This window comes from Mesobacillus subterraneus, assembly GCF_020524355.2.
Taxonomy (GTDB): domain Bacteria; phylum Bacillota; class Bacilli; order Bacillales; family Cytobacillaceae; genus Mesobacillus; species Mesobacillus subterraneus_C.
The window spans coordinates 3,163,406-3,181,037 of the sequence record NZ_CP129019.1; the positions used below are offsets into that span (position 1 = coordinate 3,163,406).

14 protein-coding genes and 2 pseudogenes are annotated in these 17,632 nt (G+C 41.5%); 6 read left to right on the forward strand and 10 right to left on the reverse strand.

Annotation, left to right across the window (positions count from 1 at the left end):
- Positions 1-14: 14 nt before the first annotated feature.
- Positions 15-683, forward strand: coding sequence for a hypothetical protein (locus tag LC048_RS16420; RefSeq protein WP_306048139.1), 669 nt, complete (start codon positions 15-17; stop codon positions 681-683).
- Between the two features lie 13 nt (positions 684-696).
- On the opposite strand, the gene LC048_RS16425 is transcribed toward LC048_RS16420, so the two are convergent.
- Entirely contained in the window at positions 697-924 is a 228-nt protein-coding gene (locus LC048_RS16425) for a thioredoxin family protein (RefSeq protein ID WP_226599782.1), read from the reverse strand.
- A 1,415-nt stretch (positions 925-2,339) separates the two neighbouring features.
- On the opposite strand from LC048_RS16425, the gene LC048_RS16430 reads away from it, so the two are divergent.
- Positions 2,340-3,122, forward strand: coding sequence for an aldo/keto reductase (locus LC048_RS16430; protein WP_306050532.1), 783 nt, complete (start codon positions 2,340-2,342; stop codon positions 3,120-3,122).
- A 170-nt stretch (positions 3,123-3,292) separates the two neighbouring features.
- Entirely contained in the window at positions 3,293-4,258 is a 966-nt protein-coding gene (locus LC048_RS16435) for an NAD(P)H-dependent flavin oxidoreductase (protein WP_226599779.1), read from the forward strand.
- A gap of 116 nt (positions 4,259-4,374) precedes the next feature.
- Here LC048_RS16435 and LC048_RS16440 read toward each other — a convergent pair whose 3' ends face one another.
- The 5 genes from LC048_RS16440 to LC048_RS16455 all read right to left on the reverse strand — a co-directional run bounded on the left by LC048_RS16440 (position 4,375) and on the right by LC048_RS16455 (position 9,658).
- On the reverse strand, positions 4,375-4,974 hold the full coding sequence (locus tag LC048_RS16440) for an NRDE family protein (RefSeq protein ID WP_371931918.1): 600 nt from the start codon (positions 4,972-4,974) through the stop codon (positions 4,375-4,377).
- Complete coding sequence (locus LC048_RS25125) at positions 4,899-5,132, reverse strand: NRDE family protein (protein ID WP_371931919.1); 234 nt, start codon at positions 5,130-5,132, stop codon at positions 4,899-4,901. The genes LC048_RS16440 and LC048_RS25125 overlap by 76 nt, the downstream gene beginning before the upstream one ends.
- A gap of 86 nt (positions 5,133-5,218) precedes the next feature.
- Positions 5,219-6,433 carry a NupC/NupG family nucleoside CNT transporter gene (locus LC048_RS16445; protein WP_226599776.1) on the reverse strand — a complete coding sequence of 405 codons (1,215 nt, stop codon included), beginning with the start codon at positions 6,431-6,433 and terminating at the stop codon, positions 5,219-5,221.
- 269 nt (positions 6,434-6,702) lie between these two features.
- Positions 6,703-7,641 carry a DNA-binding transcriptional repressor DeoR gene (locus LC048_RS16450; protein ID WP_306048142.1) on the reverse strand — a complete coding sequence of 313 codons (939 nt, stop codon included), beginning with the start codon at positions 7,639-7,641 and terminating at the stop codon, positions 6,703-6,705.
- Between the two features lie 502 nt (positions 7,642-8,143).
- Positions 8,144-9,658 (reverse strand): glycine betaine uptake BCCT transporter, encoded by a 1,515-nt coding sequence (locus LC048_RS16455; RefSeq protein WP_226599772.1) that lies wholly within the window; start codon positions 9,656-9,658, stop codon positions 8,144-8,146.
- Between the two features lie 323 nt (positions 9,659-9,981).
- Between LC048_RS16455 and LC048_RS16460 the strand changes: the two genes are divergently transcribed.
- From LC048_RS16460 to LC048_RS16470, 3 genes and pseudogenes are all read left to right on the forward strand, one after another.
- Positions 9,982-10,641, forward strand: coding sequence for a C39 family peptidase (locus LC048_RS16460; RefSeq protein ID WP_306048144.1), 660 nt, complete (start codon positions 9,982-9,984; stop codon positions 10,639-10,641).
- Complete coding sequence (locus LC048_RS16465; RefSeq protein WP_306048146.1) at positions 10,616-10,783, forward strand: C39 family peptidase; 168 nt, start codon at positions 10,616-10,618, stop codon at positions 10,781-10,783. The genes LC048_RS16460 and LC048_RS16465 overlap by 26 nt, the downstream gene beginning before the upstream one ends.
- A 524-nt stretch (positions 10,784-11,307) precedes the next feature.
- Positions 11,308-12,667: pseudogene (locus LC048_RS16470) on the forward strand (IS1182 family transposase).
- 132 nt (positions 12,668-12,799) lie between these two features.
- Here the strand turns inward: LC048_RS16470 and yhbH are convergent.
- The 4 genes and pseudogenes from yhbH to nfsA all read right to left on the reverse strand — a co-directional run bounded on the left by yhbH (position 12,800) and on the right by nfsA (position 17,552).
- Entirely contained in the window at positions 12,800-13,969 is a 1,170-nt protein-coding gene (yhbH, locus tag LC048_RS16475) for a sporulation protein YhbH (protein WP_306048147.1), read from the reverse strand.
- A 331-nt stretch (positions 13,970-14,300) separates the two neighbouring features.
- The gene (locus LC048_RS16480) at positions 14,301-14,483 is read right to left on the reverse strand and encodes a hypothetical protein (RefSeq protein ID WP_226607925.1); all 183 of its coding nucleotides are present in this window, start codon (positions 14,481-14,483) and stop codon (positions 14,301-14,303) included.
- A gap of 82 nt (positions 14,484-14,565) precedes the next feature.
- Positions 14,566-16,463, reverse strand: a pseudogene (locus LC048_RS16485) (PrkA family serine protein kinase).
- 339 nt (positions 16,464-16,802) lie between these two features.
- Positions 16,803-17,552 (reverse strand): oxygen-insensitive NADPH nitroreductase, encoded by a 750-nt coding sequence (gene nfsA, locus LC048_RS16490; protein WP_226607920.1) that lies wholly within the window; start codon positions 17,550-17,552, stop codon positions 16,803-16,805.
- Positions 17,553-17,632 lie beyond the last annotated feature (80 nt).

A 17,632-nucleotide genomic window follows, 5' to 3' on the forward strand; every position in this document is an offset into this window, starting at 1 on the left:
GGAGGAAGTGACTTATGGACCCATATATCTACGGATTATATTCCCTCATCTACTTGTTTTTATTCCTATGGGGACTAAAATTATCCATCAAGTACCTATTATTTTCCTGGTTGAATGTACTTTTGATCGTTACATTCGGCCTAGTCTATGACAACCTTGTACTAGCCATGGGGATAGTAATTGGGAAAGGGAGCTTTTTAGAAGCCTTAAATGGAATGCGCTACTGGTTCCACGCATTCTTCACCCCATTGTTGATTCTTTTTTCCTGGGCAGCTATCAGGGAAATAGATATTCAGTGGGTCAAAGGACGAACGAGTTTTATTTTGGCGGGACTCTTTACTTTGACCATGATAATTGCAGAGCTAATACAAAATACCATTGGAGTAAAGCTTGAGCCCTCCCAAAAATATGGAGTATTAAGCTATGATTCTGCCGGATCACACGGTCCCCCTATTATGATCATTGGCGTAACTGCTGCGTTACTGCTTGCAGGGATTATCCTCTGGAAAAGGCTGAAATGGAAATGGATGGACCTAGGCGTCATTTTAATGGGTATAGGCAGCGCTGTGCCGATTCCACTGGAAAGTGATGCAGCTACCAACGGCTTCGAGCTGATTTTACTCATTTCATTATGGGCTACAAAAGCTTTCCTTGAAAAAAATTCAGCTCAGGCCACAATATGACGCCTGAGCTGATTTAAAATAGAGTCTTCACATCTTGTACTGACAGCTGTTTCCCCGCTGAAACAAATTTTTCATCAATGACCAAAGCTGGCGTACTCTTCACTTTAAACTTTTCGATTTCCTTATTATCTTCCACCATTTCGACAATCGCTGCGACACCCGCTTCCCTTACAGCAGCATTTATACTCTCTTCAAGACTTTTGCACCTATCGCAACCAGGCCCCAGTACTTTGATGATCATATATTCTTTCTCCTTTCACTTGTAATCACAGAATGATTTATTACTGCTTCATATCTTGAATTTACCCCTATTTTGAAAATAAAAGACCTTTTCTGATAGCTTTTTATTTTTTCTAATATCGGATTGGGGTTGCCGACAGAGCTTGAATTTCTGCATACCGCTTTCCTATTTAGACAGGTTTAAAGGGGTTGCGCTCGAAACCGTCAAAAATCTTTCGTTACTAAAACAGCTTTTCAGGGTGCTCGGGCCAAAGCTGTCATGATTCCTTCGTTTTTTTGACAGCTTTTCAGGGTGCTCGGGCCAAAGCTGTCATGATTCCTTCGTTTTTTTGACAGCTTTTCTTGAGAATGGACCAAACCTGTCATGATTCTCTCGTTTTTTCGACAGCTTTTCAGGTGCTTGGACCAAACTTGTCATGATTCCACCGTTTTTCTGACAGCTTTTCAGGTTCTTAGGCCAAAGCTGTCATGATTCCTTCGTTTTTCTGACAGCTTTTCAGGTGCTTGGACCAAACCTGTCATGATTCCATCATTATTTTGACAGCTATTCAGGTTCTTGGACCAAAGCTGTCATGATTCCACCGTTTTTTTGACAGCTTTTCAGGTGCTTGGGCCAAAGCTGTCATGATTCCTTCTTTTTTTTGACAGCTTTTCTGGTGCATAGGTCAAAGCTGTCATGATTCCACCGTTATTCTGACAGCTTTTCAGGCATTTGGACCAAACTTGTCATGATTCCACCGTTTTTCTGACAGCTTTTCAGGTTCTTAGGCCAAAGCTGTCATGATTCCTTCGTTTTTCTGACAGCTTTTCAGGTGCTTGGACCAAACCTGTCATGATTCCATCATTATTTTGACAGCTATTCAGGTTCTTGGACCAAAGCTGTCATGATTCCACCGTTTTTTTGACAGCTTTTCAGGTGCTTGGGCCAAAGCTGTCATGATTCCTTCTTTTTTTTGACAGCTTTTCTGGTGCATAGGTCAAAGCTGTCATGATTCCACCGTTTTTCTGACAGCTTTTCAGGTTCTTAGGCCAAAGCTGTCATGATTCCTTCGTTTTTCTGACAGCTTTTCAGGTGCTTGGACCAAACCTGTCATGATTCCATCATTATTTTGACAGCTATTCAGGTTCTTGGACCAAAGCTGTCATGATTCCACCGTTTTTTTGACAGCTTTTCAGGTGCTTGGGCCAAAGCTGTCATGATTCCTTCTTTTTTTTGACAGCTTTTCTGGTGCATAGGTCAAAGCTGTCAAGATTCTAACAGAGCTATCTTTTAAAAAGCTATTCCACCAAGGAAGTCCAATTACTTTTTAGCATTCAAAAAATATGAGAAAATAAAATAGCAATTGAATTGATAAGGAGGCGAATGATTTGCCACAAAATCTCCAGGATACAACGACATTACATAATGGGGTTAAGATGCCATGGTTCGGCCTTGGCGTATTCAAGGTCCAGGAAGGTTCTGAAGTTGTAGAATCTGTTAAAGCAGCGCTAAGAAATGGCTACAAGAGCATCGATACTGCAGCGGTTTACAAGAACGAGGAAGGCGTTGGTCAGGGAATTAAAGAAGCTGATGTCCCTCGTGAAGAATTATTTATCACGACAAAGGTCTGGAATTCTGACCAGGGTTATGAATCGACACTGAAGGCATTTGAGACGAGCATGGAAAAGCTTGGCCTTGAATACCTTGATCTTTACCTGATTCACTGGCCGGTAGCCGGAAAATATAAAGAAACCTGGAAGGCACTCGAAAAGCTATATAAAGATGGAAAAGTCCGCGCCATCGGCGTAAGCAACTTCCATGTTCATCATCTTCAAGATTTGTTGGCCGATGCTGAAATCAAACCAATGGTTAACCAGGTTGAGTACCATCCGCATCTGGCTCAGACCGAGCTGCTTGAGTTTTGTAAAGCAGAAGGCATCCAAATGGAAGCCTGGTCTCCATTGAAGCAGGGTGAGCTTTTATCAGAACAGACAATCGTAGAGATCGCTGAAAAACATAAGAAGTCACCTGCCCAAGTGATCCTGCGCTGGGATTTACAAAATGAAGTGGTAACGATTCCGAAGTCCATCAAGGAACACCGCATTATTGAAAACGCAGATCTCTTTGATTTCGAGCTTTCAGCCAATGATATGGACCGCCTGAACAGTTTAAATAAGAACGAACGCGTAGGTCCCGATCCTGATAATTTCGATTTTTAAATTCATATTAGATCATTTAGGCGCAGAATGAATTTCTGCGTCTTTTTATTCCCCAAAAATTAACACCAAATATTTATACCTAAGCATAGTATCTGGTGCTAAAAATCACATCTTTTTATATCTCTGCATGTTAAACTGCAAAGGAATAAATTTAGAAAGGGGTTTTTAGCATGGACTTGCCAAAACTTAAGATTGGCCCTATGGTTTCCATGGTTCCAATAATACAAGGCGGAATGGGTGTAGGTATCTCACTCAGTGGATTGGCTTCAGCGGTTGCAAACGCAGGCGGAATTGGGATTATCTCTGGAACAGGGATTACAGTTGAAGAGATGAGACTACATATCAGGAAAGCCAGAAAGCTGACACAGGGTAATGGATACATTGGTGTCAACGTTTTGTTTGCGATGAATGATTTTGCGGAGAAAATGAAGGCAGCTCTTGAAGAAAAGATTGATTTCATTATCTCTGGGGCAGGGATTTCAAGGGATATGTATTCCTGGGGAAAGCAAGCGGGGATCCCGGTCATTTCCATTGTCTCCTCTGCCAAGCTAGCTAATATTTCGGAACGGCTGGGTGCTGCTGCAGTGGTTGTTGAAGGATTTGAGGCTGGAGGTCACCTTGGGACTGACAAGCCTCTTTTTGACATATTACCTGAAATTGTTGAGTCAGTGTCTATCCCGGTGATTGCAGCTGGAGGAATCATGACCGGGGCTGATATCGCTAAGGCTTTGTCGCTTGGAGCTTCTGGCGTCCAAATCGGAACAAGGTTTGTTGCCAGTAATGAATGTGATGCTCCGCAAAGCTTCAAGGAGAAATATGTGTCAGCCACAGAAAAAGATACAATACTGGTAAAAACCACAGTAGGGCTCCACGGTCGGGCCATTGCGAACCATTTTACTAAGCTAATCACCACCTCTGATAAACTTAGGATCAAAAAATGTCGTGATTGCCTGAAAAATTGCTCCTATCAATTTTGCACACTAGACTCTTTGCTTACTTCAGTTGCCGGTGATGTAGAGAATGGCCTCGTCTTCGCTGGCTCTAGGGTAAGTGAAATCAAAGAAATCCTTCCGGTCAGGACAATCATAGAAAATTTGAAAAAGGAATACAGTATAGCTCTTCAAAACTTTGCATAAAACATAGTTTATTTTCACATTGATTATAGGATAAAGCACTAACCAGAGAAGGAGCTGCTGACACTCTTCAGCTCGCAAATAAACAGACAACCTGATTTATGGTTGTCTGTTTTGCTTCAAAAAGTTATGAGAAAATCCTGATTCGACCGATGTTCCTTTGTATGGACACGTTCATTGAAATAGATTTCTTTTTCATCCATCAATATGACGGTAGAGCTTCTTGTCCCGTATCCATCGCTTTTGATGAACATCGGTGAAAGCAACCGTTCCCACTCCAGTGAGACTCCTGTCGATGGCAGCATCTGGTCCGGAGCACGGTCGGCATTTTCCAAATGGGTAAACAATTGGCTAACTAGATCCGATTGCCCATCTGAAATAATTCTGGCAAGTCCGGCCTTCCCTCGTTCTACCTTTGGCCAATCTGTATTAAGCAAATGATTGCTTACTCCGTGAATGCCTGGCTCAATTTTATTCAAGGGGCCTCCACGGTTGGAATAATAATAAAGCTCCTCTAAATTCCCTGCTAAAAGATTATAACCCATATATTCATGACGACGATTGGCCAACTCCTCTAAATAGGCCTTTGGGTTATCTTCTCCTTTTAGATAATCTGCAACAAGCTCTCCGCGCGTTCTTTTTCCTACTGCCTGTTCAGTTGGGTCACGATAATTAGTAAGGGCAGCAAACCGGCCCCTGAAGTCGTCACCCCCATCCATGTTCCCATTTTTTCAAGGTCTCGTCCGGCGAGCACTTCAGGCGCATCATCCCAAAATTTCGCCGGCGCAGTATCACGTGCGTATGCTTCATCCCTATTGGCAGCAATAATCAGCTTATACTTCGGATGCGCTTTATAGGCAAATAAAATCAAACACATTCATCATCACAGCTTTCTGTTCGATTTTCTCTATTATAACTCAAAGCAAAAAAAGAGAAGGACCTAGTCCCTCTCTTTTCGTTATTTTATAGAAGCATACCTGCCATTGCGGCACTCAATAATGATGCAAGCATACCAGCGATGACAGCTCGTACACCCATGCGAGCGATGTCTCCGCGACGATTTGGAGCAAGGCTTCCAAGACCGCCGAGCAAGATTCCCATGGAAGATACGTTTGCGAATCCACAAAGTGCAAAACTGATGATTGCCACAGTTTTTGCAGATAATTGATCAATTTGTGGTGCAAATGAAGAGTAAGCGACAAATTCATTCAAGATCAACTTTTGGCCAATGAACCCGCCAGCTTTTACAGCCTCATCCCACGGTACACCAATCGCGAAAGCAAGTGGAGCGAATACATAACCAAGAATTGTTTCTAGAGTTATGCTGCCTGCTCCGAAGAATCCTCCTACGAATCCAAGGAGTCCATTGATTAAGGCAATCAAAGCGATGAACGCAAGCAACATTGCACCAATATTCAGTGCTAATTGAAGGCCTGTGCTTGCACCCTTAGCTGCTGCATCGATCACGTTAACTGAATCTGTGTCTTTTTCCATTCTTAGTTCATCAGATGACTCTGACTTTTCGGTTTCAGGTATCATGATTTTAGCAAGTACCAAACCTGCCGGTGCAGCCATGAAGCTCGCTGCAAGCAGGTATTCCAGCGGAACACCCAGTAAAGAATAACCAATCAATACAGAACCCGCTACAGAAGCCAAGCCCCCAACCATAATTGCAAAAAGCTCTGATTGAGTCATTTTACCAATGTAAGGCTTAACAACCAGTGGTGCTTCTGTCTGACCTACGAAAATGTTAGCTGCAGCTGATAGTGATTCCGCTTTGCTCGTACCCAACAATTTAGAAAGCGCTCCGCCCAGAATCTTGATGATTATTTGCATGATTCCTAGGTAGTAAAGCACAGAAATTAATGAAGAGAAGAAAATAACAACCGTTAATACTTGGAAAGCGAAAACAAAGCCAATATTTTCTGCCTGGAATAATCCTCCAAACAAGAATTGTACACCAGCGTCTGTATAGTTGACGATTTCATTGACACCAAGTGAAAGTTTTTTCAGTAAGAGTTTACCTGTTTCCCATTTCAATACTAAAAACGCGAAAATAAATTGGATTGCCAACCCGCCAAGGATTGTCCTAAAATTGATGGATTTTTTGTTATTCGAGAAAATAAATGCAATTCCCAAAACGACAGCAATCCCCATTAAACCCCATAAAATATCCATTGTTGACCCACCTCTTGTTGTGATATTTGCTGAATGTTGTTACCGTTTACAAATGTTATGAAAAAAAATTCATTAAACCGTTTACATTTGTTCAATACAAACTTTCTATAGCAAATATATCAGAACCAAAGAACTTTTGTAAATATTTTTTTGAACAAATGTAAAATGAAATTTATACCTTTTCACCATTTCGACAAAAATACCCGCAAAGGTTACTAACCTATCGGGTATTTGTTTGTATCTATGGCTTTTACTTTTCTCACTGATCCTTACTTATCTAACAGGAACTTTGCAGTGAATTGGTCCGTTACAAGTACATTTGTATATTTCCCCTTTAAAGCTCCATAAATACCATCTATTTTGTGAGCTCCGCCTGCGACCAATACTGAATACTTTTTTGATTTTAATTCTTCTAATTCTATTCCCAAAGTTCTCGCATCAAGATTTTCGTTGCAAACCTTCCCATCTTTGTCAAAAAAACGTGAACATATATCCCCTACGGCTTTTGAATAAATGACCTGAAGATCTTCATCTGTAAAGTATCCTAACTGGAACAATAAAGATTCTGATTTTATAGGGCCGATTGTATAGACTGCAATGTTCGATTGCTTCCCCATCTCCAGGATCTTCTTGATATGCCTGTCCGCTTCCATTGCCTGTTTTACGACGACATGATCAACGATTGCCGGCAATGGGAGATGGTGAGGTGCACTGTTGAAGGCCTTACCGAATAAATACAGTATTTCATTCGCGTACGTATTTGTCTCTGAATGGCTGACTCCGCCCTTCAGCTGAACGACCTTGACATTCTTGCACGGCTTCTGTTTAAGCTCAAGTGCTACATGATAAAGGGTGGTTCCCCAAGTGACGCCGATAATATCATCATGTTCAACCACCTCATTCAAAAAAGAAGCAGCCTTCTCCCCAAGATATGTTTTGATTACACTGTCTTCATATTGCGGAATATGGGTAACAATTGCCTTTTTCAACCCAAACTTTTGTTCAAGTTGTGCTGACAAATTCTCTACATCCTCTGTCGGGTCCATGATTTTGATATCGACGATACCCTCCTGCTTTGCGATTTGCAAGAACCTTGATACTGTCGACCTTGATACTCCCAACTCCTTTGCAATATCATTCTGGTTATAATCAAGTAGATAATAGAGCTTAGCTGCCTCAATAATCTTTAATAATTTTTCTTTTTCCATTCGTGATCACCCTTGGAAATGACATAAATTCAATATATTCATTTTAGCAAAAAATCCGATTGAAAACATTTACAATTTTAAAAAGAACAAAATGTTCATAAATAAACATACTTTTACAAATGTCAAAACACATTCGATCATTTAGTTCAAATCAATGAAAGGGTTCCCTTTAAAAAGGTAACTGGAAAAATTATTCTCTTAACTAACTTGAATAATTGCTTGAGTTTCTGTCCTAAATGCACAAGTTTTTAAGATAATTGCACATAAATCGTCCAGAATTAAATAATCAGAAGCCATATTCGCATAAAAACCTAAATAAAGGTAAAAGATCCATCGATTTCGGTAAAAATTTGTATGGATTGGTACCTAACCAACCCTTAATAGCGCCTATACTTGAGCCGACCAAAGCTGTAACTCACACTCAAAAGAAGGATTTAAAAAACTTGATGAATAAAAAAAGGAGTCATTCCTAAAACCGGAATGACTCCTTTACATTCTATTATTAAGACTTACGTTTAGGAATTTTGCCAATCCCCAATTCCTTCGCCTCTTGGTTCAATGCTTTAATTAGACTAAGTGCCATTAATGCCATAATGATGGAGAACGGCAATGCGGCTACGATCATTGTATTTTGCAATGCCTGAAGCCCGCCAGAATACAGCAATACTAAGGAAATTGCCGACAGCATGATTCCCCAGGTAAACTTGATTCTATTTCCTGGTGTCAATGATCCGTTCGTTGTCATCATCGCTAGAACAAATGTGCCTGAATCTGCTGAGGTGATAAAGAATGTACCGACAAGAATCATGGCGACGATAGACAATAATGTGCTTAATGGATAGTTTGCGAACACTCCAAATAGTGCCTCTTCAGTTGCAAGTTCTGAAATTTTCGCAATTCCTTCGTGCTCAAGCATGATCGCTGAACCTCCGAAAGCAGAAAACCATAAGAAGCCAATCAAAGAAGGTACAAGTAATACTCCAAAAACAAACTCTCTGATCGTACGGCCTTTAGAAACTCGAGCTATAAAAATCCCTACAAATGGTGCCCAGGCAATCCACCATGCCCAGTAGAAAATGGTCCAGCCGTTAATCCAAGAACGGACATCTTCATTTAAAGGTGCAATCCTGAAGCTCATTGCCGGCAGATTTTGAAGATATGTACCAATTGTGTTAGTAAAGAGGTTCAGAATAAATTGGGTAGGTCCCAAAAACAGCATAGCAACCAGCAAGACCCCAGCAAGCATCATGTTTACATTGCTTAAAATCTTGATGCCTTTCCCAAGACCTGACCATGCAGATATCATAAACAATACTGTAACGACCAGGACAATAATCAATTGAGTTACAAAACCTGCAGGTACTCCAAATAGGTAAGAAAGACCCCCGTTAATTTGTACAGCTCCAAATCCTAAAGTCGTTGCCACACCAATAACAGTCGCGACAACGGAAATGATATCAATCAATTTTCCAGTTTTGCCATTCGTTTTGTCGCCTAAAATCGGGCCAAGAGTAGCACTAATCAAACCTGGCTTCCCATGACGGAAATTGAAATAAGCTAAAACCAGCGCAACAATCCCATAAATGGCCCACGCATGGATACCCCAATGGAAAAATGTGAATCTCATCGAATCACGAATCGCCTGGTCAGACCCGGCTTCTACTCCAGTTGGTGTCGAGACCATGTAATGGCTGATTGGTTCAGCTGTGCCCCAGAAAACCAACCCTATCCCCATACCTGCGCTGAAGAGCATCGCATACCATGTCAGGGTAGAAAATTCAGGACGGTCATCCTGCCTGCCAAGTCTAATCTTTCCAAGTGGGCTGATCAGGAAATACAAACAAACAATGACAATAGCAGAAACAAGAATTAAGTAATACCAGCCAAAAGAATCAGTAATAAATGCCTGGATACTGGCTGTGACTGATTCCAGTGTATCCGGAACAAACACACCGAAAAGAACCATTAGTAACAAAATTCCAGTCGATATGTAAAAAACAGAAAAATCCTTTTTCATCAAAAAACTCCCTTCTTCAACATTGCACTTTAATACACTAACATAAAATTTGATTTATTGAAAAGATTGTACTCATAACAGAGATAGTATTACCGATTACAGCCAGAAAAATATATTAAAAATCTTTTTTTATGGATTTCAACTTTGATTCAACCACTAATTTCCCCCAAATACTTCCCATAAACCAAAAATAATTCATTCTAATTTTTGTAATTACCAACAGATTTCCAATACTAGTCTATTAATCTATTGAATCCGTGTCGAATTTTGATTAAAATTGGTATAGATGCTCACTTGAAGGAGAAATATTAGGAGAAGATATTTTGGATAAAAAATTATTACTTAGATCTTTATCAATTGGAGGCATCTTCTTGACCACCTACCTTGGGGCAGAGAATTTCCGATCCGTTGAAAATCCAACTGCTGAAACACAAGCTTCGGTTGCACCCAAAATTACTCGAACAGAAGCTCTTTCGGTCACAAAAAATATTAATGATAACGAAGATCTGGAGGATTTTATCAGTACTGAAGAGAAAAAAATGATTGAAGGTGTCCCTCACATCAGTCAGCTTCCAGAATTACAGCGAGGGTGTGAAGTAACTAGCTTAACTATGCTGTTGCAGTATAAAGGAATACAAACCGACAAGATGACCTTGGCTAAGCAAATACATAAAATCCCGTTCCGCGATGAAAATTATGTTCGCGGAAATCCATACGATGGCTTTGTAGGCGACATCTATGCATTCAGCAAGTCAGGATATGGCGTTTACCACGTCCCAGTAGCAAATCTTGCAGAAAATTATCTGCCCGGGGCGATTAAAGACATCACCGGAAAATCAATTCATGATGTATATCAGCTGATCGACAACGACTCGCCAGTTTGGGTCATCACCAATTCCACATTCGCTCCGCTCCCAGAGTCGGAGTTTACAATTTGGAAGACTAACACGGGGAAACGTGAAGATCACTTACAGAGAACATAGTGTACTGATTGTCGGCTATGACGAGGAATCCATTTACGTAAACGACCCTCTTGACAGTGACGGATATAAAGCAGTTCCGCGTGTACCTTTCGAAAAAGCCTGGGTACAGATGGGCAGCCAGGCGATTGGAATTCAAAAATAGATTGTTAATATAAGAGTTTTTTATACGAACAAAAAGCGCAAGCGCCTCGTTCAGCCCCGACAAGCGCTGGAGGGCCGACCGGTGAAGTCGTTCTTTGACTTCACCTGAGCGAACTGAAGCGACTCGAGGGGCTATGCGCTGGAGCTGGATTAAGAAAACTACATGTAGTTATACACACTTAAATAATTTTATAATTTCCTTAACAAAGAAAAAATCGGCAGGATCTCTATCCTGCCGATTCAGACTGTAGACAAACTCGATGGAAATCGAGCTTGTCTACAGTCTTTTTTTTTGGTTGGTGCTGGAATGGGGGCTGTTGATTTCCGTTCCAGGCGCTTCGCTTTCCGCGGGGCTGGCGGTGAGCCTCCTCACCGCCGTTGGCGTCTGCGGGGTCTCACCTGTCCAGCTGAGCCCGCAGGAGTCTACGCGCCTTCCACTCCAATCAACAGGACTTCCAAACTTAACGTGGAACTAACCATAAGTCTATTTTAAAATAGATATATATAACGCTTGAGGTGATAAACATGCTTTCGAAAAATAATCCAATCCAACGAGATCAATTAGAAGTGGTTGCTTTAGACCAACTGGTTCCTCAGGAACATTTAGTCCGTAAGATGGAAGCTGCCCTAGATTTTTCTTTCATTTATGACTTGGTGAAAGATGTGTATTCGGAAGTAGGCTGCCCAAGCATTGACCCTGTTATTCTGATTAAACTCTCATTCATTCAATATACATTCGGCATCCGTTCCATGCGCCAGACCATTGCCGAAGTAGAAACGAACATACTTACCGCTGGTTTTTGGGTTATGGATTCCATGATAAAGTGCCCCACTTCTCCACCTTCGGGAAGAATTACGAACGCCGTTTTAAAGACACTGATTTGTTTGAACAGATCTTCTATCGAATTCTTAAGACCGCAGCTGATAAGAAACTTATTAGTGCAGAACACGTCTTCATTGATTCAACCCACGTAAAAGCCAGTGCGAATAAACATAAATTCGAGAAAAAAGTGGTGCGTAAGGAAACACGGGCGTATCAAGAGAAACTCCAGGAAGAGATCAATCTGGATCGGGAAGACCATGGGAAGGAACCTTTTCCACCTGATAAGTTCGATAAGGAAGAAACGAAGGAAATCAAGGAAAGTACGACCGATCCTGAGAGTGGATACTACGTCAAGGACGAACGGACAAAGCAGTTTGCCTACTCTTTCCATGCGGCATCAGATCGTAACGGATTTGTCCTGGGGACAATTGTGACACCTGGTAACACGCATGACAGCCTGATTCTTGAGCCACTGGTAGAACAAGTGATAGAGAAAGTTGGAAAGCCTACTGCTGTTGCGGTACGACGCAGCCTATAAAACACCAGCGATTACGAAGTTTCTGATGGAAAATGAAATGACCCCGGCTTTGCCTTATACCCGACCACGAACGAAGGATGGCTTCTTCCGTAAATATGACTATGTATATGACGAATTTTACGACTGTTACTTGTGTCCTGCCGGTGAAATCTTGAAGTATTCAACCACCACTAAAGAGGGATATCGTGAATATAAATCCCCCAAGCATATCTGCGCCAACTGCCCGTTTTTAGCGCAATGCACAGAAAGCAAGGACCACCAAAAGGTGGTAACGCGCCATATCTGGCAAGAGTACGTAGAAGAGGTAGACCACTTGAGACACAAACCAGAAGTAAAACAAATCTATGCGAAGCGCAAAGAAACCATTGAGCGCGTTTTCGCAGATGCAAAAGAAAAGCATGGCATGCGTTGGACAACCCTAAGGGGACTTAAAAAAATTGTCGATGCAGGCGATGCTTACTTTCGCTGCATTGAACCTGAAGAAGATGGCCAACTGGACATGGAGAAGTCCAGTAATGGCCTAAAAGTATAGCAAAGAGAGTCTATTTCCTTAGAAAAATTCGATGAAATCCAAAAAGGGGTTCGGAATGAGAGCATTCCGAACCCCTTTTGTCTACAAACTGAATCGGCAGGATCTCTATCCTGCCGATTTTTGATTAAGCATACATTTTATTTTCTTCATTTTTGAAAAAGCTTTTCATCGCGTGGAATACGTCGGCCTTCTGCTTGAGGATATAGTAACGGAAGTTATCATCTTTAATGTTTTTATACGCGGACATTAGGGTCGAGTGGCGGTTGTACTGATTGACTTCTCCATAACCAAACATATTGGAGACCTTCATCAGTTCTTCTACTAACTTCACACAGCGGGCATTGTCGGAGGTCAGGTTATCACCATCTGAAAAATGGAATGGGTAAATGTTAAACTTGCTTGGATTGTATTTTACATCAATAAGTTCTAATGCTTTTCGATAAGCAGATGAACAAATGGTACCTCCGCTTTCCCCTTTAGAGAAAAAGTCTTCTTCGGATACTACCTTTGCTTCTGTATGGTGGGCGATAAATTCGATTTCAACGGTTTCATACTTGGAACGAAGGAAACGAGTCATCCAGAAGAAAAAGCTTCTCGCCATATATTTTTCCCACAGTCCCATACTTCCGCTCGTATCCATCATCGCAAGAACTACGGCCTTTGAATCAGGCTTCACGACCTCATTCCAGGTCTTGAACTTCAAGTCCTCCTTGTAAATAGGGTGGAAGGATGGTTTCCCGGTCATCGCATTCCGTTTATATGCAGACATCATGGTCCGCTTTTTATCAATATTCCCCATCAATCCAGTCTTCCTGATATCGTTGAATTCAATATTTTCAACGAGATGCTCCTGTTCTTCCTTCTTCTTGAGGTTAGGAAGCTCCAGCTCTTTAAATAAAGCTTCTTCGATTTCCATCATTGATACTTCTGCTTCGTAGTAATCTTCACCCGCCTGGTCTCCTGCTCCTTGCCCCTTCCCAGGACCTTGCTGCTGTCCGGAGCCATCACGGGCGACGACATCGCCGACTTTACTGTCTCCGTCCCCCTGGCTGACATGTTTGTTCTTATCATAGTTATAACGGATCTTGTACTCATCCAGTGACCTTATTGGAATCTTTACGACATCCCTGCCGTTGGACATGATAATATTCTCTTCGGTGATTAAATCAGGCAGATTGCTCTTTATTGCTTCCTGCACCTTTTCCTGATGGCGCTGTTGGTCATCATGTCCTTTTCGGTGGAGGGACCAATCTTCCTGGGAAATCACAAACTGGTGACTGCTTTCATCGGTCATTTTCAACCCCTCCTTTAAAATTTTCATTTTGACAGTAACACAATTTAGTATACCTTCATACAATATCCCGATGGAATTTACCCTTGTGGGAATTGTAATTACTCTATCTTATGCAGGAAGATAAAATAATTTACAAATAATTTTGACAATTAACCTTTTCTCCTATGATTGGACGAGCCCATTTTATCTTGAAACCCCTTTAGGAATTATTGTCCTTGTTTCAGCAGCTAAAGTGAAAGTTATTTACGGACAGCCATATAGTGATCCACATTGAAAGTATTTAATAATATCCTGATTAGCAAAAAAATAACCTCTGCGTTATCAGCAAAGGTTATTCTTTTTCATTCGTTTTATCAAATTGAATTGGATCTGGTACTTTATCATATTCCTCTTTCAAGACTTCACCTGTGCGTTGGTTCTCCATTTGCTTGCCCAGATCTTCTATTTCCTCTTCATTGCGTGCCATTGAACTATTTTTAGGGACATAGTCTTTCGGCAAATCTTTTTTAGCCATGTTAATCACCTCTTGTCTGTACTATTCCCGCTTTCAGGTACTTATAAACTAAAAGGACCTGCAATCTGCAGGTCCTCCTAATCTATCTGTTTAACAAGCTTCCGACATACCGCAGCAATTCATTTGCTGAAGTAGAGTTGTAACCATGCTCATCGATCAGTCTTGCGACTACATTATTGATTTTCTTCAATTGCGTCTCATCAGGAGTCTTCGTTGAAGTTGTGATCTTGACGACATCCTTCAAGTCAGCAAACAGCTTTTTCTGAATTGCTTCGCGCAGACGGTCATGTGAATTGTAGTCAAACCTCTTTCCTTTGCGGGCATAGGCAGAAATCCGGATTAAAATCTCTTCACGGAACGCTTTCTTCGCATTTTCGGAAATTCCAATCTGTTCCTCGATAGAGCGCATCAGCTTTTCATCCGGATTGATTTCCTCACCAGTCAGCTGATCGCGCATTTTCGCCTTATTGCAATACGCCTCAACATTATCAAGGTAATTATCCATGAGAGTTTTAGCTGATTCTTCGTATGAATACACGAATGCCTTTTGAACTTCTTTTTTTCGCGATATCATCGTATTCCTTACGAGCAATCGAAATATAGTTCAAATAGCGCTCCCTTGTCTCAGCAGTAATAGATGGATGCTGGTCAAGACCTTCCTTTAGTGATCTCAGGACGTCTAATGCATTAATCGTTTTAACTTCTTTCCTGATAATTGTAGAAGAAATCCGGTTAATGACATAACGAGGGTCAATACCGCTCATGCCTTCATCTTGATGCTCTTTTTTTCAGTTCATCTACATCAGCTCTGTTGTAACCTTCGACACTCTCTCCATCATAGAGCCTCATCTTCTTGATCAGGTCAATATCGCCCTTCTTTGGGTCCTTCAGGCGTGTAAGAATCGTGAACATCGCAGCCACCCTCAAAGTATGCGGCGCGATATGGACATCGTTTACATCGCTTTCCCTGATCATCTTGTCATAAATCTTCTCTTCTTCTGACACTTTTAAATTATATGGAATTGGCATCACGATGATTCGTGAATGCAGGGCTTCGTTCTTTTTATTAGAGATAAATGATCGGTATTCCGTTTCATTTGTATGCGCCACAATCAACTCATCCGCGCTGATCAATGCAAATCTTCCCGCTTTAAAGTTACCTTCCTGCGTCAGGCTGAGCAAGTGCCAGAGGAATTTCTCATCACACTTCAGCATTTCCTGGAATTCCATCATTCCCCGATTGACCTTGTTTAGCTCGCCATCAAAACGGTAAGCTCTCGGGTCAGACTCAGAACCATATTCCGCGATAGTAGAAAAATCAATACTGCCGGTCAAATCGGCAATATCCTGAGACTTTGGATCAGATGGACTGAATGTGCCGATACCCGTCCGCTTATCTTCAGAGAAGAAAATCCGCTCGACAATCACATCTTCAATCCTGCCTCCGTATTCCTGATCAAGTCTCATCATATTAAGCGGCGACAGATTACCCTCGATTCGAATGCCATATTCATCAAAAAAATCCTTGCGCAAATGATGCGGAATCATATGCAGAGGGTCTTCATGCATCGGACAGCCCTTAATCGCGTAAATTGCCCCTCTGTCTGTATGAGAATAAGCCTCGAGCCCTCTTTTCAACATCGTGACGAGGGTTGATTTCCCTCCGCTTACTGGCCCCATTAACAAAAGGATCCGCTTTCTGACATCCAGCCTTTTTGCAGCCGGGTGAAAATACTCCTCTACAAGTCTTTCCAATGCCTCCTCAAGGCCGAACAACTGTGCATTAAAGAAGGAATAGCGCTTCTTGCCTTTTTCGTTTTCAATCCCGGCGTCTTTAATCATATTAAACACACGCGAATGTGCCGATTGAGCAACCCATGGCTGTTCCTTCACAATTTCAAGATACTCCCTGAACGTCCCTTCCCACTTCAGCTTCTCTTCATCCTGGCGATACATCTCAATCTTTTTTAAAATATCCATATGGACCTCCCCATCTAGCGTTATCAAGAGACGATTAATAAATTCTATGCAGCAAACAATTTGAACATGCGTAAACGTTCCGTTTGAATGATTGTCCTTTTTTATTTCCATCAGGAAAAAAATAAGCCCATCCTTCACAGTTACGGAAGAATAGGATATAATAAATTCTATATGGACAAAGACGAACAAAAGGGAGGCTTACATACATGAAATTAATTCTGATTATAGGTGTATCTATTGCATTCTTATCTGCAATCTTCACTGCAGGTTACGATGATAAGCCGGGGATCACTAAAAAATAAAAAGCTGCCGATTGGCAGCTTTTTTACTTTTCCATGATTATTTTTTATTCAATTTTTGATTTTCTACAAACTCCTTCATGTACAACCTTGATTTATGCCCAAGCATTTTTGCCATTTGGGCCGTCCAGGTATCCTCACGCTTCCCGCCGGTTCTTTCCCGGTAGTATTCAGCAGTAGTTGTATTATACTCGTGGAGCTGACTTTCAAATAATTCCCGATCTTGTTGATACTCATTTTCCATATACACATGCTCGAGCGGCAGACGCGGCTTCACATCCGTTATCTGATCTGGATAGCCAACTGCCATGCCAAACAGGGGAATAACATGTTCTGGCGTCTTCAGAACCTCTTTTACAGCCTCGAGGTCGTTGCGTATTCCGCCAATATAGCAAATCCCAAGTCCGATCGATTCAGCCGCTATGGCCGCATTCTGGGCAGCTAAAGCAGCATCAATCAAGGCAACCATAAATTTTTCCGTGCTCTCAATTGAATCTTTCACATCTGCGCTTTCCAAGTCAGCGGCTACCATATGGCGATGCAGGTCTGCACAAAATACAAAAAAGTGGCCATTTGCTGCTACATATGCTTGATTACCCGCCAATTCCGCCAGCTTGTCCTTTTTCTTCTGATCATTTACACCGATTATTGAATATGCCTGGATAAAGCTAGAAGTAGAAGCCGCCTGGGCACTTTTCACGATTGTTTCAACTTGCTCCCGATCAAGCGGTTGATCTGTAAAACGTCTGATCGAACGATGTTGTAATATAGTCTCAATTACCTGATTCATCTTATTAACAACTCCTTCTGGATTATATATAGCCATAAATAAGCTACACTCCATGCAAAATACCGAATTCCCGGACGCAG